We start from the raw sequence: 26,605 nt of genomic DNA, 5'->3' as shown, positions 1-26,605 counted from the left end.
CGAGCCAACCCGGGAGCAACCGCCATGACACTGCGCGTGCGATGGATACGAACAGTCGGCAACGACACCTACAACGAGCGCTTCGCCCGTGAATTCGCCGAGGTGAAGAACCCCGGCACCGAGGTCGAGGTGGTCTCGCTGCGCAACGCCTCGGTGCGCCACCACGTGGAGTACCAGAGCTACGAGGCGCTGCTGGGCGCCGACATCGTGCGGGTGGTGCGCGACGCGGCCGTGCGGCGCTTCGACGCCGTGGTGCTGGGCTGCTTCTACGACCCGGTGCTGGTGGAGGCGCGCGAGATCTCGGGCGACACCGTGGTGGTGGCGCCCTGCCAGGCCTCGTTCGAGGTGGCCGCCAACCTGGCGCAGAAGGTGTCGGTGATCGTGGGGCGCCGCAAATGGGTGCCGCGCATCGAGTCGCGCGTGCGCGAGTACGGGCACGGCCACCTGCTGGCCTCGTGCCGCGCGCTGCAGCTGGGCGTGGAAGACTTCCAGCGCGACCGCGACGAAACCGTGCGCCGCATGGTCGAGCAGGGCCGCCGCGCCATCGACGAGGACGGCGCCGAGGCCCTTGTATTGGGATGCACGCTGGAGTTCGGCTTCTACCGCCAGCTGCAGGACGTGCTGGGCGTGCCGGTGATCGACTCGGCCCTGGCCGCCTTCAAGCGCGCCGAGGCGCTGGCCGACACCAGGCAGCGCTTCGGCTGGAAGCCCAGCCGCGTCGGCGGCTGCGAGCCGCCGCCTGAAAACGAAGAGCTGCTGGCATGGAAGGTGTTCGATCCGGCCGATGTGCCGCTGGCCTCGCCGTTCCATGCCTGAAGGCACGAGCTGCGCGGGCCCCCGCAGTCCCGGCAGCCCGCCGCAGCGCGCGCCTTACTTGTCGACCGTGACCTTCGCCACCGCCAGCGCCGTCATGTTGATGATGCGGCGCACCGTCGAAGATGGCGTGAGCACGTGCGCCGAGCCGGCTGCGCCCAGCAGCACCGGGCCCACCGTGATGCCGTTGGCGCCGGTCATCTTCAGCACGTTGTAGAGGATGTGCGCCGAATCCAGGTTCGGGCACACCAGCAGGTTGGCCTCGCCGCTGAGCGTGGTCTCGGGCAGGGCGGTGCGGCGGATGTCTTCGGACAGGGCCGCGTCGCCGTGCATTTCGCCGTCGCACTCGATGTCGGGCGCCATCTGCGCGAACAGGTCGCGCGCCAGGCGCATCTTGCGCGCCGAGCCGCGGCTGGAGGTGCCGTAGTTCGAGTGCGACAGGAAGGCGACCTTCGGCGGCAGGCCGAAGCGGCGCACCTCGTCGGCCGCCATCACCGCGATGCTGGCCAGCATCTCGGCGGTCGGGTCTTCGTTCACGTTGGTGTCGGTGATGAACACGGTGCGCTTGTCCAGCGTCAGCGCGTTCAGCGTGGCGAAGCCTGGCGCGCCGCGCTTCAGGCCGATCAGGTTGCGGATGTGCTCCAGGTGCACGTCGAAGCGGCCGACCAGGCCGCAGATCATGGCGTCGGCGTCTCCCAGGTGCAGCATCAGCGCGGCAATGGTGGTGTTCGAGCGGCGCACCATGGTCTTGGCGGCCTCCGGCGTCACGCCGCGGCGGCCCATGATCTTGTGGAAGCTCTCCCAGTAGGTGCGAAAGCGCGGATCGTCCTCGGGGTTGACGATCTCGAAGTCGGTGCCCACGCGGATGTGCAGGCCCGCCTTCTGGATGCGCGCCTCGATCACGGCCGGGCGGCCCACCAGGATGGGCTTGGCCAGGCCTTCGTCCACGGCCCACTGCGCGGCGCGCAGCACGCGCTCGTCTTCGCCTTCGGCATAGGCCACGCGCTTGGCGGTGGCGATCTTGGCGGCGCTGAACACCGGGCGCATGAACATGCCGGTCTGGTACACGAAGCGCGTCAGGTGCTGGCGGTAGGCCTCCATGTCCTCGATCGGGCGGGTCGCCACGCCCGAGGCGGCGGCCGCGCGGGCCACCGCCGGCGCGATGCGCAGGATCAGGCGCGAGTCGAAGGGCTTCGGAATGATGTAGTCGGGGCCGAAGGCCAGCTCCTGGCCGGCGTAGGCCGTGGCCACTTCTTCGCTGATGTCGGCCTTGGTCAGCTCGGCGATCTCGCGCACGCAGGCCAGCTTCATTTCTTCCGTGATCTTGGTGGCGCCGCAGTCGAGCGCGCCGCGGAAGATGTACGGAAAGCACAGCACGTTGTTGACCTGGTTCGGGTAGTCCGAACGGCCCGTGGCGATGATGCAGTCGGGCCGCACGGCCTTGGCCAGCTCGGGACGAATTTCGGGCTCGGGGTTGGCCAGCGCCAGGATGATGGGCTGCGTGCCCATGGTCTTGACCATCTCGGCGCTCATGACGCCGGGGGCCGAGCAGCCCAGGAACACATCGGCGTCCTTGACCACGTCGGCCAGGGTGCGGGCGCCGGTGTCTTGCTGGGCGTAGCGCGCCTTCGATTCGTCGAAACCGCCCGCGCGGCCTTCGTAGATCAGGCCCTTGGAGTCGCAGGCGTAGATGTTGGTGTGCTTGGCGCCCAGGCCGACCATCACGTCCAGGCAGGCGATGGCGGCGGCGCCCGCGCCCGAGACGGCGATCTTCACGTCCTCGATCTTCTTGCCCACCAGCTCCAGCCCGTTGATGAGGGCGGCCGCCGAGATGATGGCCGTGCCGTGCTGGTCGTCATGGAACACCGGAATGTTCATGCGCTCGCGCAGCTTCTTCTCGATGTAGAAGCACTCTGGCGCCTTGATGTCTTCGAGGTTGATGCCGCCCAGCGTGGGCTCCAGCGCCGCGATGATGTCGACCAGCTTGTCGGGGTCGTTCTCGGCCAGCTCGATGTCGAACACGTCGATGCCGGCGAATTTCTTGAACAGGCAGCCCTTGCCTTCCATCACCGGCTTGGAGGCCAGCGGGCCGATGTTGCCCAGGCCCAGCACGGCCGTGCCGTTGGTGATAACGCCCACCAGGTTGCCGCGGGCGGTGTATTCGGCCGCCAGCGAGGGGTCGGCCGCGATGTCCAGACAGGGATAGGCCACGCCCGGCGAATAGGCCAGCGACAGGTCGCGCTGGTTCAGCAGGGGCTTGGTCGGGGTGATCGAGATCTTGCCCTTGACGGGCGAGCGGTGGTATTCGCGCGCTGCCTCGCGAAGTGCTTCTTCTGCGGGGGAAAGGGGTGCAGCCATGAAAGTCTCCTTGTTTCAGACGGGCAATGAGGCTACCGCAAAAGTGCGGCGTGTTCTTGAAGGGGGGATGCCGAAAACGCCTGAACCCATAGCCTGGTGGGACAGGGCGGGCGGTTCGCTAAACTCCGCGGCTGTTAGCCATGGTTAAACAAGGTTAACAAAGCCAAGTCAACCCAACACCACAAAACGACAGCGGAGGGGCAGCGCATGAGCGGCACGAGCAACGGACCTTTCACCACCACCGACCCCGACGTCGTGGTCATCGGCGGCGGCCCTTCGGGCTCCACCGTGGCCGCGCTGCTGGCGGACAAGGGGCACGACGTGGTGCTGATAGAGAAGGCGCAGCACCCGCGCTTTCACATCGGCGAGTCGCTGCTGCCCATGAACATGCCGCTGTTCGACCGGCTGGGCGTGCGCACCGAGGTCGAGGCCATCGGCATCAAGAAGCACGGCGCCGAGTTCGTCTCGCCCTGGCACGACCACACCAGCCACTTCGACTTCGGCGAGGCCATGGACAAGAGCTTTCCGTACGCAGTGCACGTGCGCCGCTCGGAGTTCGACGAGCTGCTGTTCCGCCACGCCGGCAAGCGCGGCGCGCGCACCTTCGAGCAGCACCGCGTCACCGGCGTCGACATGGACGCCGGCAAGGGCACGCCGGACAACCGGCCGCTGGTGAAGGTCAAGGCCGACGACGGCACCGAGACCGCGTGGCGCCCGCGCTTCGTCATCGACGCCAGCGGGCGCGACACGCTGCTGTCGAACCAGTTCGACGTGAAGCGGCGCAACCGCAAGCACGCCAGCGCCGCGCTGTACGGCCACTTCGCCAATGCCGAGCGCCGGCCGGGCCGCTTCGAGGGCAACATCTCGCTGTTCTGGTTCGACCATGGGTGGTTCTGGTACATCCCGCTGAAAGACGGCACGGTGAGCGTGGGCGCGGTGGCGTCGCCCGCTTACTTCAAGCGCCGCAAGGGCTCGCTGGAAGACTTCCTGATGGAAACCATCGCGCTTGCGCCCAAGCTGGCCGCGCGCCTGAAGAACGCCACGCTGATGGAGGGCGCCACCTCCACCGGCAACTACGCCTACGACTCCGAGTTCTGCCGCGGCGACCGCTTCATGATGGTCGGCGACGCCTACGCCTTCGTCGACCCGATGTTCTCCTCGGGCGTGTACCTGGCGATGAACAGCGGCTTCGAGGCCGCCACCGCCGCCGACCACTGGCTCAAGGGCGAGGCGAAGGAGGCCGAGCGCGCCTTCCGCCACTACGAGAAGGTCATGAAGCACGGACCCAAGATGTTCTCGTGGTTCATCTATCGCATCACCTCGCCGGCCATCCGTCGCCTGTTCATGGCGCCGCGCAACATCTGGCGCATGCAGGAAGCGCTGCTGTCGATCCTGGCGGGCGACCTGTTCCGCGACACGCCCATCGGGCCGCGCTTCTGGGGCTTCAAAGTGACGTACTACGCGTCGTGCATCGGCATCCTGCCGCAGGCCATCAAGACCTGGGCATGGCGCCGGCGCAACCTGAAGGAGTCGCTCGAGGCTGCAAAGACCTGAGCGCGGCCTGATGTTCAGCCGGGCGATGGTCAGTCCGGCGTGACCGTGTGCTGCGCGAGCGCCTCGAGCGCGCGCACCAGCGCCGAGTGGTCCATCTGCCCGTAGCCCAGCGCCGCGCACGCGTTCATCAGCTGCGCCGCGCCCGCCGTCTGCGGCAGCGCCACGCCCAGCGTGCGCGCGCTCTGCATGGCCAGGTTCAGGTCCTTCTGGTGCAGCGAGATGCGAAAGCCCGGCGCGAAGGTGCGCTTGATCATGCGTTCGCCGTGCACTTCGAGAATGCGCGAGCTCGCGAAGCCGCCCATCAGCGCCTGGCGCACGCGCGCCGGGTCGGCGCCGGCCTTCGAGGCGAACACCAGCGCCTCGCTCACGGCCGCGATGTTCAGCGCCACGATGATCTGGTTGGCCACCTTGCAGACCTGGCCGTCGCCCACGCCGCCCACCAGCGTCACGTTCTTGCCCATCTTGTCGAGCAGCGGCTTCACGCGCTCGAAGGTGCCTTCGTCGCCGCCGCACATGATGGTCAGGCTCGCGGCCTTGGCGCCCACCTCGCCGCCGGAGACCGGCGCGTCGATGTAGCCGGCGCCGGTGGCGGCGATGCGGCGCGCGAAGTCCTTGGTGGCAATCGGGTCGACGGAGCTGCAGTCGACCACCACCTTGCCGCTCGCGCCCTTCAGGCCCGCGGCCACGCCTTCCTTGCCGGGCTCGCCGAACAGCACCTTCTCCACGTCGGGCGTGTCGGGCACCATGATGAAGACGATGTCCGCCTGGCGCGCCACGTCGGCCGCCGAGGCGCAGATGGTGGCCTTCGACACGAAGGGCTCGGGCGTGTTGCCGTGCGTGTTCACGAACAGCTGATGGCCCGCGTCGAGCAGGTGGCCCGCCATGGGCGCGCCCATGATGCCGAGGCCGATGAAACCGATCTTTTGTTGCGTCGTCATGTCTCTGAATCCTGTGTCGTTCATTGTTCTTGCGTGAGTGCCGTGCGCCAGCCGAGACCGTCCACCGTGTCGGTGCGCGGCTTGTATTCGCAGCCGATCCACCCGTCGTAGCCCAGCGCGTCGATGTGCCTCAACAGCCACGGGTAGTTGATTTCTCCCGTGCCCGGCTCGCCCCGGCCCGGGTTGTCGGCCAGCTGGATGTGGCCGATGCGCGCCAGGTGCCTGGTGAGCGTGTTGCCCAGCTCGCCCTCCATGCGCTGCGCGTGGTAGATGTCGTACTGCACGCGCAGGTTGGCCGAGCCCACCTCGTCGATCAGCGCCAGCGCCTGGTCGGTGCGCGTGAGAAAGAAGCCCGGAATGTCGAAGGTGTTGATGGGCTCGACCAGCAGCCGCAGCCCGGCGGATTCGAGCTCCCGCGCGGCGATGCGCAGGTTGCCCACCACCGCGCGGTGCGCCTCCGCCGCGCTCACGCCGGCCGGCACCTTGCCCACCAGGCAGTTCACCTGTGGGCAGCCGAGCGCGCTCGCGTACTCGATCGCCATGCCGATGCCCTCGATGAACTCGCCCGTGCGATCGGGGTGGCAGGCGATGCCGCGCTCGCCCTTGTCCCAGTCGCCCGCGGGCAGGTTGTGCAGCACCTGCTGCAGGCCGTTGGCACGCAGGGCGGCGGCCAGCTCCTTCTTGTCGAAGGCGTAGGGAAAGAGGTACTCCACGCCCTCGAAGCCCGCCTTGGCGGCGGCCTCGAAGCGTTGCATGAAGGGCAGCTCGGTGAAGAGCATCGTGAGGTTGGCTGCGAACTTGGGCATGTGCTTGCTTTCTCTCTGGCTTACTTTGCTTGTCTCTTTGCGTGTGTCTTTGCGTGTCTCTTCGCTTGTGTGTCTCAGTCGAGCATGGCCACCGCGAGGGCCGTGGGCGCGTCGGCCGTGCTCTCGGCCAGCGGCTCGAACTCGTTGATGGCGTCGATCTCGGTGCCCATCGCGATGTTGGTCACGCGCTCCAGCATCACCTCGATGACCACGGGCACGCTGAACTCGGCCATCAGCGCCTCGGCGCGGGCAATGGCGGGCGACATTTCTTCCTGCTTGCGCACGCGGATCGCCTTGCAGCCCAGGCCCTCGACCACCTTCAGGTGGTCCACGCCGTAGCTGCGCTCGATGCCGCTGTCGGGTGCTGCGTTGATGTTGTCGAACGCGAGCTGCACGCAGTAGTCCATCTCGAAGCCGCGCTGCGCCTGGCGGATGAGCCCGAGGTAGGAGTTGTTGACCACGATGTGCAGGTAAGGCAGCTTGAACTGCGCACCCACGGCCAGCTCTTCGATCATGAACTGGAAGTCGTAGTCGCCCGACAGCGCCACGATCTTGCGCGTGGGGTCCGCGGCGCGCACGCCCAGCGCGGCGGGAATGGTCCAGCCCAGCGGGCCGGCCTGGCCGCAGTTGATCCAGTGGCGCGGGTTGTACACGTGCAGGAACTGCGCCGCCGCGATCTGCGACAGCCCGATGGTGCTCACGTAGCAGGTGTCGCGCTCCAGGTGGTTGTTCATGCACTGGTACACGCGCTGCGGCTTCATCGGCACGTCGGCGAAGTTGGTCTTGCGCAGCATCGTCTTCTTGCGCTCGCGGCATTCGCCGGCCCAGGCGGAGCGAGACGGCAGCTTGCCCGCGGCCTTCATCTCCTCGGCCACTTCCACGAAGAGCTGCAGCGCGGCCTTGGCGTCGGACACGATGCCGAAGTCGGGCGTGAACACGCGGCCGATCTGCGTGGGCTCGATGTCCACGTGCACGAAGGTGCGGCCCTTGGTGTAGACCTCGACCGAGCCCGTGTGGCGGTTGGCCCAGCGGTTGCCGATGCCCAGCACGAAGTCGCTGGCCAGCAGCGTTGCGTTGCCGTAGCGGTGGCTGGTCTGCAGGCCGCACATGCCGGCCATGAGCGGGTGGTCGTCGGCAATGGCGCCCCAGGCCATCAGCGTGGGAATCACCGGCACGCCGGTGGCTTCGGCGAAGCGCACCAGCAGGTCGGCCGCGTCGGCGTTGATGACGCCGCCACCGGCCACGATGAGCGGGCGCTCGGCCGCGTTCAGCATGCCGATGGCCTTCTCGATCTGCGCCCGCGTGGCGGCGGGCTTGTAGGGGGTGAGCGGCTGGTAGGCGTCGATGTCGAACTCGATCTGCGCCATCTGCACGTCGAAGGGCAGGTCGATCAGCACCGGGCCCGGTCGGCCCGAGCGCATCAAATGAAAGGCCTGCTGGAACACCTGCGGCACCTGGCCGGGCTCGCGCACCGTGACCGACCACTTGGTGACGGGCTTGGAAATCGACTCGATGTCCACCGCCTGGAAGTCTTCCTTGTACAGCCGCGCGCGCGGCGCCTGGCCGGTGATGCACAGGATGGGAATGGAGTCGGCCCAGGCCGAGTACAGGCCCGTGATCATGTCGGTGCCCGCCGGGCCCGAGGTGCCGATGCACACGCCGATGTTGCCGGCAACGGCCCGCGTGTAGCCCTCGGCCATGTGCGAGGCCCCCTCCACGTGCCGCGCGAGGATGTGCGCGATGCTGCCGCGCTGGCGCAGCGCGGAATACAGCGGGTTGATCGCCGCGCCCGGCACGCCGAAGGCCTGCGTCACGCCTTCCTTTTCCATCACCAGCACCGCGGCCTGGACCGCTGTCATCTTTGCCATTTGCATGTCTCCTTGAGGTGGCCCCACTGTAGGAAGCGGGGCGTGTTCGAAGAAGACGGCTGCGGGCCATAAAACCTATTCCGCCATGGAATAAGTGACTACCATCCGCCCATGGACCGATTGTTGGCAATGGAAATGTTCGTGCGCGTGGTCGAGACAGGCAGCTTCTCGAAGGCCGCGCGCGAGTTCAACACCACGCAGCCCACCGTGACCAAGCAGGTCGCGGCCACCGAGGCGCGGCTGAAGGTGCGGCTGCTCAACCGCAACACGCGCGGCGTGAGCCTCACCGAGCCGGGTGCGCTGTACTACGAGAAGTGCAAGACCATCGTGCGCGAGGCGGAGGAGGCCGAGAGCATCGTGCAGCTGCGCCAGAACCAGGCGCAGGGCCTGCTGCGCGTGGGCACCTCGGTGGCCTTCGGGCGGCGCGTGGTGGTGCCGCTGGCGCTGGAGTACATGCGCAGGCACCCGCAGGTGCAGCTCGACCTGAGCTTCGAGGACCGCTACGTCGACCTCATCGCGCAGGGCATCGACATCGCCATCCGCATGGGCAAGCTGGCCGATTCGTCGCTGGGCGCGCGCTACCTGGGCGTGAACCCGTGGGTCATGGTGGCCTCGCCCGCCTACCTGAAGAAGCACGGCACGCCCAAGCGCGCGCAGGACCTGAGCGCGCACGTGGCGCTGATCTACAGCAGCGTGGTGGGCGACGAGTTCTGGCGCATGCACACGCCCAAGGGCGACGCGGTGACGGTGCCGGTGTCGGGGCGCTTTCGCTCCAACAACCTGTCGGCCGTGCTGGCGGCCACGCGCGACGGCCTGGGCATCGCGCTGATGCCGCGCTACGTGGCGAGCGAGTCGCTGGCCACGGGCAAGCTGCGCGAGGTGCTGGGCGACCATGCGCTGCCCGAGCAGGAGATCCACGCCGTGTTCCCGTCTCCGAAGCTGGTGCCGGGCAAGGTGTCGGGCTTCGTGGCGTTCCTGCAGGGGCGCTTTGCCGAGGGGTGGTGGGCAGCCTGAACTTCAGGCGCGGCGCTGGGCGTGGCGCAGGGTCTGCACGAGCATGTGGTGCAGGCTGTCGACCGCCTTCGAGCCGCGCGAGGCGGCGCTGCGGTACAGCGCCACCTGCATCGGCTCCAGCGGCCCGAGCCCGTGCTCGCTGCCCAGCACCCGCAGGTGCGCCGGCGCGCTGCACTGGGTGAGCGCCGCCACGGCCAGCCCGCTTTCCACCGCCGCGATCTGCCCGGCCAGGCTGGAGCTGTTGTAGACCACCCGGTAGGGCCGGCCCTGCAGCGCGAGCGAGTTGATGGCGGTGCGCCGCGCCAGGCTGGTTTCCTCGTACACGGCGATGGGCAGCGGGTTGCGGCTCCAGACATCGAACTGCGCGGCGCCCACCCACACCATCGGCTCGTGGAACAGCAACGTGCCGCGGCGCACGTGGTCGCGCGACACCAGCGCCAGGTCGAGCTCGCCGCGCGCCACGCGCGGAATCAGCGAGGTCGATTGCTCGCAATCGAGCTGGATCTCGACGCCGCCATGGCGCGGCGCGAAGCGCTTGAGCACGGGCGTGAGGTACTTGCTCGCGTAGTCGTCGGGCACGCCGAGCCGCACCAGGCCCGACACGCTTTCGCCGTGCAGCGAGGCCTGCGCCTCGGCATGCAGGTCGAGCATGCGGCGCGCGTAGCCCAGCAGCGTTTGCCCTTCGTGCGTGAGCTGCAGCTGCCGCGCGCCGCGCGCCAGCAGCCGGCACCCCGCGGCCGCCTCCAGCTTCTTCAGCTGCATGCTCATGGCCGACTGCGAGCGGTGCACTTCGGTGGCGGCGCCCGAGAGCGTGCCGGCATCGACCGCCGCCACGAAGCTCTTGAGCCAGTCGATCTGCAGGTCTCTCATGTATTCGATAAGCGGATGGGTGGCTGCAAAATTATGCGCTTTTCGTTTCGCATGGCGCGTCGCACAGTGCGCTGCATGAACTCTTTGACTTCCTTGCGCGGCGCCGCCCTTGCCCCTCTTGCCCCTCTTGCAGCCCCGCAGCAGGCGGCACCCGGGCCCATCGACGGCCGCGCCGTGGGTGTGATGACCCTGCTGTGCCTGGTGTGGAGCCTGCAGCAGATCTCGCTGAAGGCCGTGGCGGCGCAGGCCAGCCCGATGCTCATGGTGGCGCTGCGCTCGGGCGTGGCGCTGGTGTTGCTGGGGGTGCTGATGTGGCACCGCGGCGAGCGCCCGGCCGCCTTCCGCTGGAAGGCCGGCGCGCTCGCCGGGGCGCTCTTCGCGTTCGAGTACCTGCTGGTGGCGCAGGCGCTTCGCCTCACCGGCGCATCGCACGTCGTCGTCTTTCTCTACACCGCGCCGATCTTCGCCGCGCTGGGCCTGCACCTGCGGCTGCCGGCCGAGCGCCTGTCCGCGCCGCAGGTGGGCGGCATCGGGCTCGCGTTCGGCGGCATCGCGCTGGCCTTCCTGGGGGGCGACGGCATGGCCGGCGATGCGAGCGGCCACGCGTTGCTGGGCGACGCGCTGGCGCTGCTGGCCGGCGTGGCATGGGGCGCGACGACGGTGACCATCCGCTGCTCCAGCCTGGCCTCGGCGCCGGCCACCGAAACGCTGCTCTACCAACTGCTGGGCGCCTTCGTCGTGCTGCTGCCGGCGGCGTGGCTCACGGGGCAATGGCGCTTCGAGCCCACCGCGCTGGTGTGGGCGCACCTGGGTTTCCAGAGCGTCGTGGTGTCGTTCGCGAGCTTCCTGGCCTGGTGCTGGCTGCTCCGCCGCTACCTGGCGTCGCGGCTGGGCGTGTTCGCCTTTTTCACGCCGCTGTTCGGGGTGGTGCTGAGCGTGCGTCTGCTGGGGGAGCCGCTGGCGCTGCCGTTCGTGGCTGGCAGCGCGCTGGTGCTCGCGGGCATCGGGCTGGTGGCGCTGCGCCGGTGAGGGCGCGGCAGGCTTAGCCCAGCTTCTTCTTTTCTTCGCGTGCGGCCTGCACCGCGGGGTCGGCTGCCTCGGGCGTCTTCGGCGCGTCGATGGTCTCGTGCCCGTTGCCCACGTGGCCCGAGTCCGCGAACAGCCCCCACGCCGCCATGAACAGCGCCGCGATCACCGGCCCGATCACGAAGCCGTTGATGCCGAAGATCGCCATGCCGCCGATGGTCGACATCAGCACGATGTAGTCGGGCATCTGCGTGTCCTTGCCCACCAGCAGCGGGCGCAGGATGTTGTCGACCAGGCCGATCACGAACACGCCCACGAAGATCAGCACGCCGCCCTGCCAGAAGTGACCCGTGGCCAGGAAATAGATGGCCACCGGCCCCCAGATCAGCGCCGCGCCCACGGCCGGCAGCAGCGACAGGAAGGCCATCAGCACCGCCCACAGCAGCGCCCCCTGCACGCCCAGGAACCAGAAGGCCAGCCCGCCGATGGTGCCCTGCGCAATGGCCACGGCCACGTTGCCCTTCACTGTCGCGCGGATCACGGTGGTGAATTTGTTCAGCAGGTAGTGCGTGTGCGGCTTGGCCAGGGGCAGCGCGTCGCGCACCTTCTTCGACAGGTCGGCGCCGTCGCGCACCAGGAAGTACAGCAGGTACAGCATCACGAAGAAGCTGACCACGAAGTCGAAGGTGTTCTGCCCGATGGTGAGCGCCTGGCTCGCGATGATCTGGCTGGCCTGTCCCGCGGCGGCCGAGATGCGCGCCTGCCACGCGGCCATGTCGCCCAGGTTGAAGCGCTCCACCAGGTTCAGCAGCCACTGCGGCGCGGCATCGAGGATCTGCTGGAAGTAGGCCGCGAAGTTGATCTCGCCCGAGCGGATGTTCTGCGTGACCAGCGCCACCTCCTGCACCAGCGACACGCCCACCATGGCCAGCGGCAGGATCACGATGAACAGGCAGATCGCCAGCGTGGACAGCGCGGCCGCGTTGGGCTTGCGGCCCATCTTGCGCAGCAGCCATTTGTAGAGCGGCGTGAACAGGATTGCCAGCGCCACGCCCCACAGCACGGCCCCGAAGAACGGCAGCAGCACCCAGATGAAGGCACCAGTGACCGCGGCGAGAAGGGCGAGGAAGACGCCGCGCTGGAGTTGGGGAGAGTTCATACGTGACTCGGACTGTAGCCGAGGCGGTACGGGCCAACCTGTCAGCGGGCGCGCCCTTGTGGCGTCTGGTACGGGGCCGCCCGCGTGGGGTGTTTCAGCGCTTGGCGCGCGGCAGCGCCACCGGCGCCAGCGTGGCGCGCAGGCGGCTCGGCGCGTCGGGCTCGGCGGCGGCGTCGACCTCCAGCGCGCGCTCCACGTTGCCGATGTGCGCCAGCATCAGCTGGCGGGCCTGCTCGGTGTCGCCGGCCTCCAGCGCGGCCACGATGGCGCCATGCTCCGCGCAAGACTGCCCGGCCTCGTGCTTCGACTGGTAGAGCGTGGCCGCCAGCGTGGTGCGCGCCGTGAGGTCGCGCAGCACGTCGACCAGCAGCTGGTGGCCCATCTGCTCGGCCAGGCACACATGGAAGTCGGCCAGCAGGAAGGCGCGCGTGGCCGCGTCGGCGCCGTCGATGGCGCGCTGCTCGTCGGCGATGTGGTCGCGCAGCTTGCGGATCACCTTGGCCAGCGGGCGCCCCTCGCTGGCCGCGAGGATGCCGGCCTCCACGATGCGCCGCGCCGAGAACGCGTCGCGCGCCTCCTCGGCCGAAGGCTCCACCACGTACCAGCCGCGGCGCGACTGCACCTCCACGAAGCCGCGCGCCTGCAGCTGCATGAGCGCCTCGCGCACCATCGTGCGGCTCACCGAGAAGTTTTCGGCCAGCGCCTGCTCGCCGAGCCGCTCGCCCGGCGCGAGCTTCTGCGCCAGGATGGCCTCGACGACGCGTTCGGCAATGGCGGTGGGGCTGACGTCGGCGGCGGGCATGGGCGGCGTGGAGAAAAAAAGAAGTTGGAAAAAAAAGTTCAGTGAGCGCGGGACGCCGCGGTGATGCCCGGGTGTACCACGTGCACCGAGGGCTCGGCGCCTTCTTCGGCCAGCGGCTCGTCGTCGGGCGAATGGCGCCCGTCGAGCACCGCGTGCGCGCGCTCGCGGTCGATGTCGCCTTCCCATGCCGCGATGGCCACCGTGGCCACGCAGTTGCCGATCAGGTTGCCCAGCGCGCGGGCGATGCCCATGAACCAGTCCACCGACAGCACCAGCACCAGTCCGATGGCGGGAATGGCCGGAATGGCGTGCAGCGTGGCCGCCAGCACCACGATGGCCGAGCCCGGCACGCCGTGCGCCCCCTTGGAGGTGACCAGCGCGATCGCCAGGATGGTCAGCAGGTCGGCCATCGAGATCGGCGTGTTGGTGGCCTGCGCGATGAACACCGCCGCCAGCGTGATGTAGATCGAGAACGCGTCCAGGTTGAACGAGTAGCCCGTGGGAATCACCAGCCCCACCGTCGAGTCGCGGATGCCCATGCGGCGCAGCTTGGCCATCACCTGCGGCAGCACGCTGTCCGACGAGGTGGTGGCGAACACGATGGTGAGCTCTTCGCGCAGGTAGCGCAGCAGCTTGAACAGGCTGAAGCCCGACAGGCGCATCACCAGCCCCAGCACCACGAACACGAAGATCGCCACCGCCCCGTAGAACAGCGCCACCAGCATGCCCAGTTGCTTGAGCGAGCCGATGCCGTATTGGCCCACCGTGAACGCGATGGCGCCCAGCACGCCCAGCGGTGCCAGCTTGATGATGATGCCCATGATCTTGAACAGCACCAGCGAGGTCGCGTCAATCACCGCGGCCACCGGCTTGCCGCGCTCGCCCAGCAGTGTGAGCGCGCAGCCGAACAGCACCGCGAACAGCAGCACCTGCAGCACGTCGCCGGTGGCGAAGGCGTTCACCACCGTGGTGGGAATGAGCTTCATCAGGAACTCGACCGTGCCGCCGCTGGTGAGCTTGTCGGCGTTGGACGCGTAGGCGCTCATGGCGGCCGGGTCGAGCTTGGCCGGGTCCACGTTCATGCCCGCGCCGGGCTGGAACACGAAGGCCAGCACCAGGCCCATGGCCAGCGCGATGGTGGTGAGCACCTCGAAGTAGATGAGCGCCTTCACGCCGACCCGGCCCACGCGCTTCAGGTCGCCCGCGCCGGCGATGCCGTGCACCACCACGCAGAACACCAGCAGCGGAATGATCATCTTGATCAGCTTGATGAACCCGTCACCCAGCGGCTTGAGCTTGGCGGCGTACTCGGGGGCGAACAGCCCCGCGAGCACGCCCAGCACCAGCGCGATGACCACCTGACCGAAAAGCGATTTGGCGAAGCGAGGCATGGGAGCTCCTGTTGTCTGTCTTTGTCGATGTTGTCTGCATGTATGCAAGCAACGCCGTGTCTTGCATGCAAGAAATGTAGGCAAGAAGACTTCGAGGGGCGAAGAGGGTATTCCCGGGCTTCGATCAGAGGGAATGAGGTCCATCGCGTTGCGGATGGTGTTGCGAGACAAGCCTGTGCGCCGGGCTGTCTCTTGGATGGGCAGTTGCTCTCGCAGTGCCCAACGTCTCCTGTCTGTCTCGGGTCAGTAGGCGCCCATGTAGTCGCGCTTGCCGATCTCGATGCCGTTGTGCCGCAAGATGGCATAGGTGGTGGTCACGTGGAAGAAAAACTGCGGCAGTCCATAGTGCAGAAGATATGCGCCTGCGGTCAGCTTCTTTTCCTTGGGGGTGCCAGGGCGCAATACGATCTCGCGGGTCTCGCTTGAATCGAATTGCTCGGAATTGAAGGAGCCGACATGGGCCAAAGCTTTGGCGATCAACGCTTGCAGGTCGGCGAAGCTGACTTCGGTGTCGGACCAGGACGGCACCTCGGCACCAGCCAGACGGGAGGCAATGCCCTTGGAGAAGTCTGCGGCGATCTGCACCTGACGCACCAGCGGAAACATGTCAGGGAACAGCCGCGCCTGCAGCAGCGCATTGGGATCGATATTTTTTTGCGTTGCGTGGTCTTCGGCCTTCTTGAGCACGTCGGACAGGGCGCGCAGCATCTGCTGCAAGACGGGAACGGAGGCGTTGTACAGCGGGCTGGTCATGGTGATTTCACTTCTAAATTGGGCGCGATGGCCGGAGTTGGCGCGGCAGAGTTCCTGCCGACCATGTGAGGCTAACAGCACCGGTCGAACTGAATCTCCCCGGCTTTTGTGGCCAGCTTTTCTTCCCGCTGGCAGTCTGGGCAGCCGCCCATTTCATTGGCCCTCATACCGGAGGGCGTGGGAGATGGCGTCGACGAGGAGTCATGCAGCCTTGCGCAGAAATCCCTGGTTGCCGCCGTTGCGATTCGGGGCGAAGCCGTTTGCCAACAGCGATTCTTCGGTGGTCTGATAGAAAACACCGATCTTCGATATTTCGCGCGCCTGCCGCGCCGTCGCAATCGGCCGGCCGAATTCGCGCGAGATGCGCACCAGTTGCTCGATCTGCGCGACTGTACCGATCTTGGCAGAGCGCGTCTGGTTCCACAGCACGTCCTCGGTGCCGCAACGCACGTGCAATCCCATGGCCACGCCGAACATGTTCACGGGCAACACGTTGCGCACCGAGCTTTCGAGCGTGAGCACGGCGCCGTCAGGCACGGCGCGCACGAAGTTCGAAAGGTTGTAGATATTGGGCGCGTCCATGCCGCCGCTGATGGCGACCCAGTTCATCACCAGCGGGCCCTTGTAGACGCCCCGGCGCATCAGCCGCTCCACCGATTCGAAGCTGTTGATGTTGTAGCACTGGAATGCGCTCTGGATGCCCGCCGCAGTAAGGCGACGGATGTGCTCTTCGACCCAGCCGGGCTGCGCCGGCACCGTCATTTCCTTGTAGGCCTCGAAGATCGCGGGGTTCTCGCGCGAGGTGCCCTTGAAGTCGGCCAGCTCGGCGTGCTCTGTCACGTTCATCTGCGAGGTGTTGACGGTCACCGTGACCTGGTCGGGCGTGGGCTCCAGCTCGGCCAGCATGTGACGCGTGTCGTCGCTGAGCCACTTGGCGGCGGCGCCTTCGCTCTCGGGCGCGAAGCTGATCGAGCCGCCCACCTGGATGATCATCTCGGGCACCGCCTTGCGCACGCCCGCGATCAGTTCGTTGAATTTCGACAGCCGCTTGCTGCCCTTGCCGTCGAACTCGCGCACATGCAGGTGCAGCACCGTGGCGCCGGCGTTGTAGCAGTCGACCGCCTTCTGGATCTGCTCTTCCATGGTGACCGGGATTTCCCCCGGAAAGTCAGACGGAAGCCAACCCGGCGCGTAGGGGGCGGCGGTGATGATCAGAGGCTGCTGGTTCTCGGGGAACAGGTGGCCGTCGAGAAAGTTCATGTCGTTGCGTCTCGGGAATGGGATACGTGCGATGTGGATGGCTGAAAGGCACGCTCAGTACGGCACGTCGCCGACGATGCCGGCGCGCTCCATCTTTCGCGGTGCCGGCCAGTAGTCGTTCAACGCGTAGTGCTGCGTGCTGCGGTTGTCCCAGACGACCACGTCGCCGGGCTGCCACGACCAGCGCACCTGGTACTCGGGAATGGTGGCGCGGCTCAGCAGGTAGTTCAGCAGCAGCGCCGCACCGGGCGTCTTGTCGATGCCGTGGCGCACGTTGTCGGGCGTGCTGTAGTTGGCGAAGTGCGTAGTGAAGCTGCCAACGTACAACACCTTCTCCCCGGTCTCGGGGTGCGTTCGCACCACCGGGTGCTCCACGGGTGGGTGGTCTTGCCCCAGCTTCCTGCGTGCCTCGGGCGCCATCACGGCGCCGAACGAATGCTCGATGCTGGCCTTGGCGCGCAGGTTGGCGATCTTCTGCTTGACCTCTTCGGGCAGCTCTTCGTGCGCCTGCACCATGTTCACCCAGATGGTGTCGCCGCCGATCTCGGGGCACTCGATGCAGCGCAGCACCGCGCCCATGGCGGGCGCTTGACGCCACAGGCCGTCGCAGTGGTAGGTGTTCTCGTAGCTGTGCTTGTTGTCGCTGCGGTAGATGCGCACGAGGCCCGGATGCTCGGGGTCGCTGCCGACCACGGGGTGGTCTTCCAGCGGGCCGAAGCAGCCGGCGAAGGCGACGTGATCGGCACGCGTGATGTCCTGCCCGCGAAAAAAGAGCACCTTGTGTTTCAGCAGCGCGGTGCGGATCTGCGCGAAGGTGTCCGGATTGCGTGCGGCCTCGCCGAGATGCACGTCTGTGACTTGCGCGCCGATGGCCGGCGTGACGGGTCGTATGTTCATGGTTCAGTTCGCCTGGATGTGGTACTTCTTGACGATGGCGGCGTTGCGCTCCGACAGCGTGCGCGTCTCGGCAATCAGCGCGGGCGTGTCGACGCTGACTTCGGGCTCCAGCCCCACGTCGACGAGCTTCTGTTGCACCAGCGGCGACCTTGCCGCTTTGTCGATCGTGGCGTGCAGCCTGGCCATCACGTCGGGCGGCAGCTTGCTGGAGCCGATCACACCCACCCAGCCGCGGAACTGCAGGTCGGGAAAGCCGAGTTCGGTGGTGGTCGGAATGTCGGGCAGGTAGCGCGAGCGGACGTTGCCGGTGAACGCATAGGGGCGCAGCTTGCCACCGCGGATCAGCGGCATCGAGGTGACCATGCCGTCGAACATGAGATCGACCTGCCCGCCCAGGATGTCTTGCAGCGCCGGTGGCGATCCTGCGTAGCCCACGTGCTGCAGGTCGAGCCCGGCGCGGTCGCTGAGGATCAGCCCCGCGTACTGCGACGTGGTGCCAGGGCTGTAGCTCGCAAAGCTCGACTTGCCTTTGCGTGTCTTCAGCTGCGCGACCAGGCCGTCGAAGTCCTTGGCCGGGTAGGAGGCTGCCGTCACCAGCACGATGCCTGAGCGCGCCAGCGACGCGATGGGCACCACGTCCTTCAGCGGGTCGAACGGCATCTTCACGATCTGCGGCGTTTCGGCCAGCACGTTGCTGGCTGCGAGCACGATGGTGTTGCCGTCGGGCGCGGCCTGCAGCATGGCCTGCAGGCCGATCGATCCCCCGGCCCCTGGGCGGTTCTCGACAATCACGGGGCGTCCGATGTCGGTGGACATCTGCTGGCCGAGCACCCGGGCGACGATGTCCATCGTGCCGCCCGGCGGCGCGGGCACGATGAGCCGCACAGGCTTGTCGCCGAAGGCCCACACGCTGAGCGCCAACGACCATCCGGCCAGCGCCAGTGTGGCGCGCAAAAGCTGCTTGATCTTCATTTCTGTCTCCGGTTTTTGTGGTGCCGCACCCATGTGCGAACGCCTTCAGTATCTGGCGCAACGACCGCTGGTGACTTGCTTGTCGGGGACAGCAATTTGCCTTTGCGGGACAGCCGCGCGCCGCTGCCGCGTTCGCTGCGCGATGCCAGAATTGCGCGAATGAACGAGCCCTCGAGACCGATCTCCCGACTGATGCGCAGCGCCTCCTTGGGCGGCTACATCGAGTTGGTGGAGTCACTCGGCCGGGACCCTCACGTGTTCATGCGAACCGTGGGGCTGCACGCCAGGTTCCTGGAAGACCCCGAGACACTGATCCCCCGGGACGCCGCGCGCGAGTTGCTGGAAATCACGGCCCGCGCCACGCAAACCGAAGACTTGGCGCTGCGCCTTGCGGCAAGGCGCAAGCTTTCCGCGCTTGGGCCCATCAGCCTCGTGCTGAGAGAAGAGCCCACGCCCAGGGACGCCCTGGACACGCTGTGCCGCTACCTGAAGCTGGTGAACACCTCGCTCATCGTCCGGGTGGAAGACACGGCCAGCGTGGTCGTCATCCGGGAAGACTTGCTGCCGAGCCCCGGGCTCGCCATGCGGCAGTCGATGGAACTGGCGGTGGGCACCATGTTCCGCATGCTGTGCGACCTGATCGGGCCGCACTGGCAGCCGCTCGACGTGTGCTTCACGCACCGCCCGCCCAAGGAGGTCGGCGCGCATCGCGCGTTCTTCGGGCGCAGCGTCAAGTTCAATCAGGAGTTCAACGGACTGGTCTGCAGGGCGAGCGACCTGTCCAGCCCGCGTGAGGCCGCGGACCAGGTGTCGGCGGGGTTTGCGCGCAAGTACCTCGAGGCGGCCATGAAGGGCAGCACCGAAAGCACGCAGGAAAGCTGCCGCCAGATCATCCTGGCGTTGCTGCCCGGCGGCGCCTGCAGCGCACACGACGTCGCACGTCTTCTGCATGTCGACCGCCGCACGCTGCACCGCCAGCTTGATGCGGAGGGGCTCAGCTTCAGCCGACTGCTCGACGACGTGCGCTCAGACCTGGCCAGGCGCCATCTGCGCGAGAGCGACCTGCCGCTGAGCGAAGTGGCCGAGCGCCTGGGCTTTGCCAGGCTCAGCAGCTTCAGCCACTGGTTTCGCAACCTCTTCGGCTGCAGCGCCTCGCAATGGCGCAAGCAAGCCGAGGCGCCGGATTCCGCCGGTCGGTAGGGAACATCAGACCGGCTTGCGCAGGAAGCCCTGGTTGCCGCCGTTGCGATTGGGTGCGAAGCCGTTGGCTTGCAGCGTTTCTTCGGTCGTTTCGTAAAAGACGCCGATCTTCATGATCTCGCGCGCCTGTTGCGCCGTTGCGATGGGGCGGCCGAATTCGTTCGAGATGCGCACCAGCTGCTTGATCTGCTCGACGGAGCTCATCTTGCCCGTGCGTGTCTGGTTCCAGAGCACGTCTTCGATGCCGCAACGCACGTGAAGGCCCAGCGCGATGCCGATCATGTTCACGGGCAGCACGTTCAGCACCGAGCTCTCCACAGTGACCACCGAGCCGTCGGGCGCAGCGCGCAGGAAGTTGGCCAGGTTGTAGATGTTCGCCTGGTCCATGCCGCCGCTGATGGCCACCCAGTTCATGACCAGCGGGCCCTTGTACACGCCGCGGCGGATCATCCGCTCGATGGTTTCGAAGCTGTTGATGTTGTAGCACTGGAACTCGCTCTGGATGCCGGCGGCCGTCAGGCGCCGGATGTGCTCTTCCACCCAACTGGGGTTGGAGGGAACGATCATGTCCTTGTAGGTCGAATACAGGCACGGGTCCCCGCGCGACACGCCCTTGAAGTCGTCGAGGCCGGCGTGCTCCGTCACGTTCATCTGCGTGGTGTTGACGGTGACCGTGACCTGGTCCGGCTTCGGCATGAGTTCGGCCAGCATGTGCCGCGTGTCGTCGCTCAGCCACTTGGCCGCAGAGCCGTCGTCCTCGGGTGCGAAGCTGATGGAGCCGCCCACCTGGATGACCATTTCCGGCACGCGCGCACGCACCCCGGCAATCAGCTCGTTGAACATCGACAGGCGCTTGCTGCCCTTGCCATTGGCCTCGCGCACATGCAGGTGCAGCACGGTGGCACCGGCCTCGTAGCAGTCCACGGCCTTCTGAATCTGGTCTTCCATCGTGACCGGAATGTCCTCGGGGAAATCCGACGGGATCCAGCCCGGCGCATAGGGCGCGGCGGTGATGATCAGCGGTTGCTGGTTCTCGGGGTAAAGGTGTCCGTCGAGAAAATTCATGGCGATGGGTCTCCGAATGGAAAGTTGTTGTCTGTCGAGCGGGGTTGCGCGATTCCGAGCGCGCAACAGGACCAGGTTCAGTGTCCGGCGCACGTTTGATCGAGGCTTGCCAATCCGGGACATGCATTTGTCAATTTGGGGCGGGCCGCCGCGCCTCGGTGACGGACCGGCGCCGAATGCGCCAGCCATGTCGCGCAAAGCCAAGTGGGCGACGCCCGCCGGCAAGCGGCCCATGGCCCAAATCCAGAAGATGCATGTGTCCTGCATCACGCAGGTGGTCCAAGACGACGGAGACTCACGCAAGCCATGCTCATTCATCGACGGAAACTTTCCCTGATCGCTCTGGCAACCCTGTGCGCCCTGGCTGCGGCGCCTGCGTTGGCACAGCAGTGGCCCACCAAGCCCATAAGGTTGGTGGTGCCCGCACCGCCTGGCGGCGTCACCGATGCGTCGGCGCGCCTGCTCGCCGAGCAGTTGCGCTCCCAGCTCGGCCAGCCCGTGCTCGTGGAAAACAAGCCGGGCGGCTCCGCCGTGATCGCCGAGCGGGCGGTGATGGCCGCAGCGCCCGACGGCTACACCCTGATGGTGGCGCCGTCGAGCGTCATGTCCGACATTCCGCTCGCGGTGAAGACGCCCTACGATCCGCTGAAGACCTTCACCTTCATCGCAGAAGTCTCCGGCATGGACCATGTGCTGGTGGCCAACACGGCCTTTCCCGCGAACAGCGTGAAAGATCTGCTGGCCTACGCCAGGCAGCACCCGAAGTCCGTCAGCGTGGCCAACCTGAGCACCGGCACACGCTCGAACCTGCTTGGCGAAATGCTGCGCGAGCGCAGCGGCAACGACATCCTGGTGGTGCCTTACAAGGGCTCGACGCCCGCATTGGTCGACCTCATGGGCAACCAGGTGCAGTTGACCTTCGAAGTGACGAGCAACGTGAGTTCGCTGGTGCGCAGCGGCAAGGTAAAGGCACTGGCGGTGGCGTCGGCCAACCGCTCGCGCTTCCTGCCCGACGTGCCGAGCTTCGGCGAACTGGGCCTGCCGGATTTCGTGATGCCCGATGCGAGCATCGGCGTCTTCGTGCTGAGCAGCATGCCCAGGGCGCTGCAGGACAGGCTGCACGCCGAGGTGGCCAGGGCCGTCGACGCGCCCAGGTTCCGCGAGGCGCTGATTGCGCAGAATCTTGATTCGCCGCGCGCCGCGTCGATGGAGCAGCTGCGCCAGACACTGGAGGCCACCACAGCCCACAATAAGGCCATCATCGAGAAACTGGAACTGAAGATCCGCCCCGAATGAACACATGGGGCGCACCAACGCCCCCATGAAACCCGTCGGCCGATTGATACGCAGTGCCAGCCTCAGCGGTTACGTCGAGCTGGTGAAGTCGCTTGGCCGCGACCCCCACGCGTTCATGCGAACCGTGGGGCTGCGCGCCAAGCTGCTCGAAGAGCCCGAGACCATGATCCCGGAAGACGCGGTGCGGGAGCTACTCGAAATCACCGCGCGCGCCACCCGCACCGAAGACCTGGCGCTGCGTCTGGCGGCACAGCGCAAGCTCTCGCACCTCGGCCCCATCAGCCTGGTGCTTCGCGAAGAGCCCACGCCACGCGACGCGCTCGACACCCTGTGCCGCTACCTCAAGCTCGTGAATGCCTCGCTCATCACGCGGGTGGAAGACACAGGCAGCGTGGTCGTCATCCGCGAGGACCTGCTGCCCAGCCCGGGCCTGCCGATGCGCCAGGCGGTGGAACTGGCCGTGGGCATCATCTTTCGCATGCTGCGCGAGCTCATCGATCCGCAATGGCGGCCGCTGCAGGTGTGCTTCACGCACCGCCCGCCGGCGGACGTGTCGCCGCACCGTGCCTTCTTCGGCCGCAACGTGAAGTTCAATGAGGAATTCAACGGCCTCGTCTGCGTGGCCGCCGACCTGGCCAAGCCGCGCGAAATTGCCGACGAAGGCTCCGCGCGGTTGGCGCGCAAGTACCTCGAGGCCGGCCTGCGCGACCGTGACGAGACCATGCAGGAAACCTGCCGAGAACTCATCCTCGCGCTGCTGCCCGGCGGCACGTGCACGGTGCAGGAGGTCGCGCGACACCTGCGCGTGGACCGCCGCACGCTGCACCGCCGGCTCGATGCCGAAGGGCTCACCTTCAGCCACATGCTCGACCAGGTGCGCGGCGACCTCGTCAAGCGCCATCTGCGCGACAGCGATCTGCCGCTCGGCGAGGTGGCCGAGCTGCTGGGGTTTTCCGGCCCCAGCAGTTTCAGCCACTGGTTCCGCAGGAAGTTCGGATGCAGCGCTTCCGCGTGGCGTTGAGCGACGACGTCTTCATTGCTTATCGGGGACATTGATTTGTTGATCCGGGACATCGCGAAGCCCGTGCTTCCCGTCCCGGCGGCTCCTCGCAAGAATCCTGGCTCCCTATGCATTCATCAGGAGACAGACCATGACCCAGGCCATCCGCTTTCACGAAACCGGGGGCGCCGATGTCCTGAAGCTGGAGGATGTCGAAGTTGGTGAGCCGGGCGCGGGCGAGGCCCGCGTGCGCCACAGCTACATCGCCGTCAACTTCATCGACATCTACTTCCGCACCGGCCGCTATCCGCTGGCGCTGCCCAACGGCCTGGGCTCCGACGCGGTCGGCGTCGTGGAGGCCGTGGGGCCCGGTGTGACCGACATCCGCGTGGGCGACCGCGTGGGCTATCTCATCGGGCCGCAGGGGGCCTACTCGCAGGTGCGCGTGATGCCGGCCGACGTGCTGATCCCGCTGCCCGACGGCATCAGCGACCGCACGGCCGCCACGCTCATGATGAAGGGCATGACGGCGCAGTACCTGTTCCGCCAGGTCTACCCGCTCCAGGGCGGCGAGACCATTCTTTATCACGCGGCTGCGGGCGGCGTGGGCCTTGTTGCCTGCCAGTGGGCGCGGGCCATGGGCGTGACCATGATCGGCACCGTCAGCACCGACGAGAAGGCCGCCGTCGCCAAGGCCAACGGCTGCGCGCACACCATCGTCACGTCGCGCGAGAACATCGCCCAGCGCGTGAGGGAGATCACCGAAGGCAAGGGCGTGCCCGTGGTCTTCGACTCGGTGGGCAAGGACACGCTCGAAGCCTCGCTCGATTGCCTGCAGCCGCGCGGCTCGCTGGTGAGCAACGGCACCTCTTCGGGCGCCGTGGTCATCGACACCAAGGTGCTCGCGGGCAAGGGCTCGATCTGGCTCACGCGGCCGGCAATGGTTCACTACATCCACCCGCGGGCGCACATGCTCGACATGGCTCGCGAGCTGTTCGACCACGTGCTGGCAGGGCGCATCGTCAGCGAGCCGCAGCAGGTCTTCGCACTGGCCGATGCGGCCGAAGCGCATCGCGCGCTCGAAGGCCGCAAGACCACCGGTGCAACGGTGCTCGTGCCATGAGGCAGGACGACATCTTCGTGGTCGGCACCGCCCGCACCGCCATCGGCACCTTCGGCGGCGCGCTGAAGGACGTGCCCAACACCCAGCTGGCCACCACCGCCGTCAAGGCCGCCATCGAGCGCAGCGGCGTGGCCGCCGACGCCATCGGCCACGTGGTGATGGGCAACGTGATTCCCACCGACGTGAAGGACGCCTACCTGAGCCGCGTGGCGGCCATCGACGCGGGCTGCCCCATCGAGACGCCGGCCTTCAATGTGAACCGCCTGTGCGGCTCGGGCCTGCAGGCCATCGTGTCGGCGGCGCAGGCTATTGCGCTGGGCGACTGCGACATCGCCATCGGCGGCGGCTCGGAGTCGATGAGCCGCGGCCCCTACTTCGACACCTCGGCACGCTACGGCGCGCGCATGGGCGACGCGGTGCTGGTCGACTACATGCTGGGCATCCTGCACGACCCGTGGGAGAAGATCCACATGGGCATCACCGCCGAGAACGTGGCCGCGCGCTACGGCATCACGCGCGAGCAGATGGACGAACTGGCCGTGGCCAGCCAGCAGCGCGCGGCGGCCGCCATTGCCGCGGGCCGCTTCAAGGAGCAGATCGTTCCGGTCGAGGTCAAGACGCGCAAGGGCGTGGTGCTGTTCGACACCGACGAGCACGTGCGCGCCGACACCACCGTCGACACACTGGCGAAGATGAAGCCCGCCTTCAAGAAGGACGGCCTGGTCACCGCCGGCAATGCCTCGGGCATCAACGACGGCGCCGCCGCCGTGGTGCTGGCCGAAGGCGGCCGCGTGAAGGCGCTGGGCCTGAAGCCGCTGGCGCGCCTGGTGGGCTATGCGCACGCGGGCGTGGAGCCGGCGTACATGGGCATCGGCCCGGTGCCGGCCACGCGCAAGGTGCTGGAGCGCACCGGGCTGAAGGTGAGCGACTTCGACGTGATCGAGTCGAACGAAGCCTTCGCGGCGCAGGCCTGCGCGGTCATCAAGGAGCTGGGGTTCGACCCGGCCAAGGTGAACCCGAACGGCTCGGGCATTTCGCTGGGCCACCCGGTGGGCGCGACGGGCGCGATCATCACCACCAAGGCCATTGCCGAGCTGCACCGCACCGGCGGGCGATACGCGCTGGTGACGATGTGCATCGGCGGCGGGCAGGGCATTGCCGCCGTGTTCGAGCGCTGGTTCTGACCTCAGAACGCGTGACGGATGCCGAAGTCGTAGCCCACGGCACTCTTCGGCTCGAACCCGCCGGTGGTGATGTAGCTCGGCTGCGGAAAGATGGCGGGCAGGCTCAGCACCAGCGGCGTCACGCCCATCACGGCCGGATTGTTGTGCGCGTCGCGCAGTCGCATGCGCGCCACCGACGCGTAGAGCGCCGTGCGCTTCGACAGGTTGTGCACATAGCTCAGCGCGAGCTTGCTGGTGCTCGCGTCGGCGTCGGTTGCGTTGGAGCCGCTGTCGAATTTCACGTTGGCATAGGACACGCGGATCAGGCCGGGGCCGACCGGCACGGTGACACCGAACATGACGCCGTTGTACCTGTCTACCAGGCGAGCGCCTGCGAAGCGGTTCATGTCGTCCTTCACGCGAGAGAGCTCGCCGAAGAGCTTCGCCGGCCCGAAGTCGTAGGAGGCGCCGAGATTGATCGTCTTGATCACCTCCTTGTAGGCCGCCGTGTCGGCCACGGTGCTCTCACCGTACGCCAGCGCCACGTCGACCGGGCCGTTCGTCCATCCGCCGCGCGTGCCGACATAACGCCCGCGTTGCCCCGCGCTCTCGGCAGCGGACAGGCCCTTGATGTTCTCCGGGAACGCATATTGCACCTGCCCGTAGAAGCCGCCGAGGTTCGGCGGCAGAAAGTAGCCGATCGAATTGCTGGTGCGCAGGTAGCTGTCGGTCCCTGCGGAAAGTCCGCCGTTCAACAGGCCGCCCGTGGCGAGTGCGCGCGAAGCCGCGATGTTGCTGTTGATCACGGCGATGAGATTGGTGCCCACGCCGTTGACGGTCATCGGGTCGAACACCGCGTCGCTCCAGAACGATGCGGTGTAGTCGCGCCCCAGGCGAACTTCGCCGAACGGGCCGCTGAAGCTCAGCGTGGAGCGGCGTCCGAAGTTCGAGACGCCGCCGCCCGTGTCGTTGCTCAACGGCGCTTCGAGCCAGAAGCTCGCGGCCAGGCCGCCGCCCAGGTCTTCGGTGCCGCGAAAACCCAGTCGGCTCGAACTCAACCCCGAAGGCGAAAGCACCGTCTGGCTCTGTTGCGCGGAGCCGGGGTTGAGCAGCTTCGCGGCCCCGTAGGTCGCACTCCATGTTGCGTAGTGGCTGACTTCCGCGTCCATGACGCCGAAGACCGTGATGGACGATTGGGCGCCTGCGCTGGTCACGCAAACAGATCCGGCAAGAAGAACGAATTTTTTTAGCACGCCTGGTGTCTCCGATGGCTGGTC

At 67.3% G+C, this 26,605-nt stretch carries 23 protein-coding genes; 9 read left to right on the top strand and 14 right to left on the bottom strand.

All coding sequences use genetic code 11. The annotated features are described in order from the left end of the window. Nucleotides 1-24: 24 nt before the first annotated feature. Nucleotides 25-816, top strand: coding sequence for an aspartate/glutamate racemase family protein (locus tag QTI51_RS35210; RefSeq protein WP_286517647.1), 792 nt, complete (start codon nucleotides 25-27; stop codon nucleotides 814-816). A 54-nt stretch (nucleotides 817-870) separates the two neighbouring features. Here the strand turns inward: QTI51_RS35210 and QTI51_RS35205 are convergent, their stop codons facing one another. Next, nucleotides 871-3,171 carry an NADP-dependent malic enzyme gene (locus QTI51_RS35205; RefSeq protein WP_286517645.1) on the bottom strand — a complete coding sequence of 767 codons (2,301 nt, stop codon included), beginning with the start codon at nucleotides 3,169-3,171 and terminating at the stop codon, nucleotides 871-873. Nucleotides 3,172-3,378: 207 nt separating this feature from the next. Between QTI51_RS35205 and QTI51_RS35200 the strand changes: the two genes are divergently transcribed. Beyond that, nucleotides 3,379-4,725: an NAD(P)/FAD-dependent oxidoreductase gene (locus QTI51_RS35200; RefSeq protein ID WP_116914252.1), complete on the top strand. Its 1,347-nt coding sequence runs from the start codon at nucleotides 3,379-3,381 to the stop codon at nucleotides 4,723-4,725. 29 nt (nucleotides 4,726-4,754) lie between these two features. Here QTI51_RS35200 and QTI51_RS35195 read toward each other — a convergent pair whose 3' ends face one another. The 3 genes from QTI51_RS35195 to gcl all read right to left on the bottom strand — a co-directional run bounded on the left by QTI51_RS35195 (nucleotide 4,755) and on the right by gcl (nucleotide 8,337). Continuing rightward, nucleotides 4,755-5,663, bottom strand: a complete 909-nt coding sequence (locus QTI51_RS35195; RefSeq protein ID WP_286517642.1) for a 2-hydroxy-3-oxopropionate reductase — start codon at nucleotides 5,661-5,663, stop codon at nucleotides 4,755-4,757. A 20-nt stretch (nucleotides 5,664-5,683) separates the two neighbouring features. Next, nucleotides 5,684-6,469 carry a hydroxypyruvate isomerase gene (gene hyi / locus QTI51_RS35190; RefSeq protein WP_116914254.1) on the bottom strand — a complete coding sequence of 262 codons (786 nt, stop codon included), beginning with the start codon at nucleotides 6,467-6,469 and terminating at the stop codon, nucleotides 5,684-5,686. Nucleotides 6,470-6,543: 74 nt separating this feature from the next. Continuing rightward, a complete protein-coding gene (gene gcl, locus QTI51_RS35185) occupies nucleotides 6,544-8,337 on the bottom strand; it encodes a glyoxylate carboligase (RefSeq protein ID WP_286517640.1) in 1,794 nt (597 codons plus the stop codon). Nucleotides 8,338-8,448: 111 nt separating this feature from the next. On the opposite strand from gcl, the gene QTI51_RS35180 reads away from it, so the two are divergent. Beyond that, a complete protein-coding gene (locus QTI51_RS35180; protein WP_286517639.1) occupies nucleotides 8,449-9,351 on the top strand; it encodes a LysR family transcriptional regulator in 903 nt (300 codons plus the stop codon). 3 nt (nucleotides 9,352-9,354) lie between these two features. On the opposite strand, the gene QTI51_RS35175 is transcribed toward QTI51_RS35180, so the two are convergent. Further along, the gene (locus QTI51_RS35175; protein ID WP_286517638.1) at nucleotides 9,355-10,221 is read right to left on the bottom strand and encodes a LysR substrate-binding domain-containing protein; all 867 of its coding nucleotides are present in this window, start codon (nucleotides 10,219-10,221) and stop codon (nucleotides 9,355-9,357) included. A gap of 183 nt (nucleotides 10,222-10,404) precedes the next feature. Between QTI51_RS35175 and QTI51_RS35170 the strand changes: the two genes are divergently transcribed. Next, nucleotides 10,405-11,250: a DMT family transporter gene (locus tag QTI51_RS35170; protein WP_286517707.1), complete on the top strand. Its 846-nt coding sequence runs from the start codon at nucleotides 10,405-10,407 to the stop codon at nucleotides 11,248-11,250. Nucleotides 11,251-11,263: 13 nt separating this feature from the next. Here the strand turns inward: QTI51_RS35170 and QTI51_RS35165 are convergent, their stop codons facing one another. From QTI51_RS35165 to QTI51_RS35135, 7 genes are all read right to left on the bottom strand, one after another. Further along, on the bottom strand, nucleotides 11,264-12,406 hold the full coding sequence (locus QTI51_RS35165) for an AI-2E family transporter (RefSeq protein ID WP_116914257.1): 1,143 nt from the start codon (nucleotides 12,404-12,406) through the stop codon (nucleotides 11,264-11,266). Nucleotides 12,407-12,500: 94 nt separating this feature from the next. Continuing rightward, a complete protein-coding gene (locus QTI51_RS35160) occupies nucleotides 12,501-13,208 on the bottom strand; it encodes a GntR family transcriptional regulator (protein ID WP_116914258.1) in 708 nt (235 codons plus the stop codon). A 38-nt stretch (nucleotides 13,209-13,246) separates the two neighbouring features. Continuing rightward, nucleotides 13,247-14,599, bottom strand: coding sequence for a C4-dicarboxylate transporter DctA (locus tag QTI51_RS35155; protein ID WP_286517636.1), 1,353 nt, complete (start codon nucleotides 14,597-14,599; stop codon nucleotides 13,247-13,249). 243 nt (nucleotides 14,600-14,842) lie between these two features. Continuing rightward, complete coding sequence (locus QTI51_RS35150; RefSeq protein WP_286517635.1) at nucleotides 14,843-15,352, bottom strand: DUF1993 domain-containing protein; 510 nt, start codon at nucleotides 15,350-15,352, stop codon at nucleotides 14,843-14,845. Between the two features lie 201 nt (nucleotides 15,353-15,553). Then, entirely contained in the window at nucleotides 15,554-16,612 is a 1,059-nt protein-coding gene (locus tag QTI51_RS35145) for a beta-keto acid cleavage family enzyme (RefSeq protein ID WP_286517634.1), read from the bottom strand. A 54-nt stretch (nucleotides 16,613-16,666) separates the two neighbouring features. After that, on the bottom strand, nucleotides 16,667-17,509 hold the full coding sequence (locus tag QTI51_RS35140) for a TauD/TfdA dioxygenase family protein (RefSeq protein ID WP_286517633.1): 843 nt from the start codon (nucleotides 17,507-17,509) through the stop codon (nucleotides 16,667-16,669). A gap of 3 nt (nucleotides 17,510-17,512) precedes the next feature. Continuing rightward, nucleotides 17,513-18,481 carry a Bug family tripartite tricarboxylate transporter substrate binding protein gene (locus QTI51_RS35135; RefSeq protein WP_116914262.1) on the bottom strand — a complete coding sequence of 323 codons (969 nt, stop codon included), beginning with the start codon at nucleotides 18,479-18,481 and terminating at the stop codon, nucleotides 17,513-17,515. Between the two features lie 159 nt (nucleotides 18,482-18,640). Here QTI51_RS35135 and QTI51_RS35130 point away from each other — a divergent pair, with 159 nt between their 5' ends. Then, on the top strand, nucleotides 18,641-19,681 hold the full coding sequence (locus QTI51_RS35130) for an AraC family transcriptional regulator (protein WP_116914263.1): 1,041 nt from the start codon (nucleotides 18,641-18,643) through the stop codon (nucleotides 19,679-19,681). A 6-nt stretch (nucleotides 19,682-19,687) separates the two neighbouring features. Here QTI51_RS35130 and QTI51_RS35125 read toward each other — a convergent pair whose 3' ends face one another. Continuing rightward, entirely contained in the window at nucleotides 19,688-20,746 is a 1,059-nt protein-coding gene (locus QTI51_RS35125) for a beta-keto acid cleavage family enzyme (protein ID WP_286517631.1), read from the bottom strand. Nucleotides 20,747-21,163: 417 nt separating this feature from the next. Between QTI51_RS35125 and QTI51_RS35120 the strand changes: the two genes are divergently transcribed. From QTI51_RS35120 to QTI51_RS35105, 4 genes are all read left to right on the top strand, one after another. Then, nucleotides 21,164-22,042, top strand: coding sequence for a tripartite tricarboxylate transporter substrate binding protein (locus QTI51_RS35120; protein ID WP_286547692.1), 879 nt, complete (start codon nucleotides 21,164-21,166; stop codon nucleotides 22,040-22,042). 25 nt (nucleotides 22,043-22,067) lie between these two features. Beyond that, nucleotides 22,068-23,063 (top strand): AraC family transcriptional regulator, encoded by a 996-nt coding sequence (locus QTI51_RS35115; protein ID WP_116914279.1) that lies wholly within the window; start codon nucleotides 22,068-22,070, stop codon nucleotides 23,061-23,063. Between the two features lie 130 nt (nucleotides 23,064-23,193). After that, nucleotides 23,194-24,165: a quinone oxidoreductase family protein gene (locus QTI51_RS35110; RefSeq protein WP_116914266.1), complete on the top strand. Its 972-nt coding sequence runs from the start codon at nucleotides 23,194-23,196 to the stop codon at nucleotides 24,163-24,165. Beyond that, complete coding sequence (locus QTI51_RS35105; RefSeq protein WP_286517627.1) at nucleotides 24,162-25,349, top strand: acetyl-CoA C-acyltransferase family protein; 1,188 nt, start codon at nucleotides 24,162-24,164, stop codon at nucleotides 25,347-25,349. The genes QTI51_RS35110 and QTI51_RS35105 overlap by 4 nt, the downstream gene beginning before the upstream one ends. Nucleotides 25,350-25,351: 2 nt before the next feature. Here QTI51_RS35105 and QTI51_RS35100 read toward each other — a convergent pair whose 3' ends face one another. Next, a complete protein-coding gene (locus QTI51_RS35100) occupies nucleotides 25,352-26,581 on the bottom strand; it encodes a porin (RefSeq protein ID WP_286517626.1) in 1,230 nt (409 codons plus the stop codon). Nucleotides 26,582-26,605: the final 24 nt, after the last annotated feature.

Origin of the sequence: Variovorax sp. J22G73 (genome assembly GCF_030317035.1) — a bacterium.
Lineage (GTDB): Bacteria > Pseudomonadota > Gammaproteobacteria > Burkholderiales > Burkholderiaceae_C > Variovorax.
The sequence above is the reverse complement of the archived record's forward strand: the minus strand, read 5'-3'. Positions and strand labels throughout refer to the sequence as shown.

What these genes read in the sequence shown, in the direction of transcription:
- QTI51_RS35110 (WP_116914266.1), top strand. Translation starts at nt 23,194, where the DNA reads ATGACCCAGGCCATCCGCTTTCACGAAACCGGGGGCGCCGATGTCCTG.
- QTI51_RS35160 (WP_116914258.1), bottom strand. Translation starts at nt 13,208, where the DNA reads ATGCCCGCCGCCGACGTCAGCCCCACCGCCATTGCCGAACGCGTCGTC.
- QTI51_RS35170 (WP_286517707.1), top strand. Translation starts at nt 10,405, where the DNA reads ATGACCCTGCTGTGCCTGGTGTGGAGCCTGCAGCAGATCTCGCTGAAG.
- QTI51_RS35150 (WP_286517635.1), bottom strand. Translation starts at nt 15,352, where the DNA reads ATGACCAGCCCGCTGTACAACGCCTCCGTTCCCGTCTTGCAGCAGATG.
- QTI51_RS35210 (WP_286517647.1), top strand. Translation starts at nt 25, where the DNA reads ATGACACTGCGCGTGCGATGGATACGAACAGTCGGCAACGACACCTAC.
- QTI51_RS35140 (WP_286517633.1), bottom strand. Translation starts at nt 17,509, where the DNA reads ATGAACATACGACCCGTCACGCCGGCCATCGGCGCGCAAGTCACAGAC.
- QTI51_RS35200 (WP_116914252.1), top strand. Translation starts at nt 3,379, where the DNA reads ATGAGCGGCACGAGCAACGGACCTTTCACCACCACCGACCCCGACGTC.
- QTI51_RS35125 (WP_286517631.1), bottom strand. Translation starts at nt 20,746, where the DNA reads ATGAATTTTCTCGACGGACACCTTTACCCCGAGAACCAGCAACCGCTG.
- hyi (WP_116914254.1), bottom strand. Translation starts at nt 6,469, where the DNA reads ATGCCCAAGTTCGCAGCCAACCTCACGATGCTCTTCACCGAGCTGCCC.
- QTI51_RS35115 (WP_116914279.1), top strand. Translation starts at nt 22,068, where the DNA reads ATGAAACCCGTCGGCCGATTGATACGCAGTGCCAGCCTCAGCGGTTAC.
- QTI51_RS35195 (WP_286517642.1), bottom strand. Translation starts at nt 5,663, where the DNA reads ATGACGACGCAACAAAAGATCGGTTTCATCGGCCTCGGCATCATGGGC.
- QTI51_RS35135 (WP_116914262.1), bottom strand. Translation starts at nt 18,481, where the DNA reads ATGAAGATCAAGCAGCTTTTGCGCGCCACACTGGCGCTGGCCGGATGG.
- QTI51_RS35145 (WP_286517634.1), bottom strand. Translation starts at nt 16,612, where the DNA reads ATGAACTTTCTCGACGGCCACCTGTTCCCCGAGAACCAGCAGCCTCTG.
- gcl (WP_286517640.1), bottom strand. Translation starts at nt 8,337, where the DNA reads ATGGCAAAGATGACAGCGGTCCAGGCCGCGGTGCTGGTGATGGAAAAG.
- QTI51_RS35155 (WP_286517636.1), bottom strand. Translation starts at nt 14,599, where the DNA reads ATGCCTCGCTTCGCCAAATCGCTTTTCGGTCAGGTGGTCATCGCGCTG.
- QTI51_RS35165 (WP_116914257.1), bottom strand. Translation starts at nt 12,406, where the DNA reads ATGAACTCTCCCCAACTCCAGCGCGGCGTCTTCCTCGCCCTTCTCGCC.
- QTI51_RS35205 (WP_286517645.1), bottom strand. Translation starts at nt 3,171, where the DNA reads ATGGCTGCACCCCTTTCCCCCGCAGAAGAAGCACTTCGCGAGGCAGCG.
- QTI51_RS35175 (WP_286517638.1), bottom strand. Translation starts at nt 10,221, where the DNA reads ATGAGAGACCTGCAGATCGACTGGCTCAAGAGCTTCGTGGCGGCGGTC.
- QTI51_RS35105 (WP_286517627.1), top strand. Translation starts at nt 24,162, where the DNA reads ATGAGGCAGGACGACATCTTCGTGGTCGGCACCGCCCGCACCGCCATC.
- QTI51_RS35180 (WP_286517639.1), top strand. Translation starts at nt 8,449, where the DNA reads ATGGACCGATTGTTGGCAATGGAAATGTTCGTGCGCGTGGTCGAGACA.
- QTI51_RS35130 (WP_116914263.1), top strand. Translation starts at nt 18,641, where the DNA reads ATGAACGAGCCCTCGAGACCGATCTCCCGACTGATGCGCAGCGCCTCC.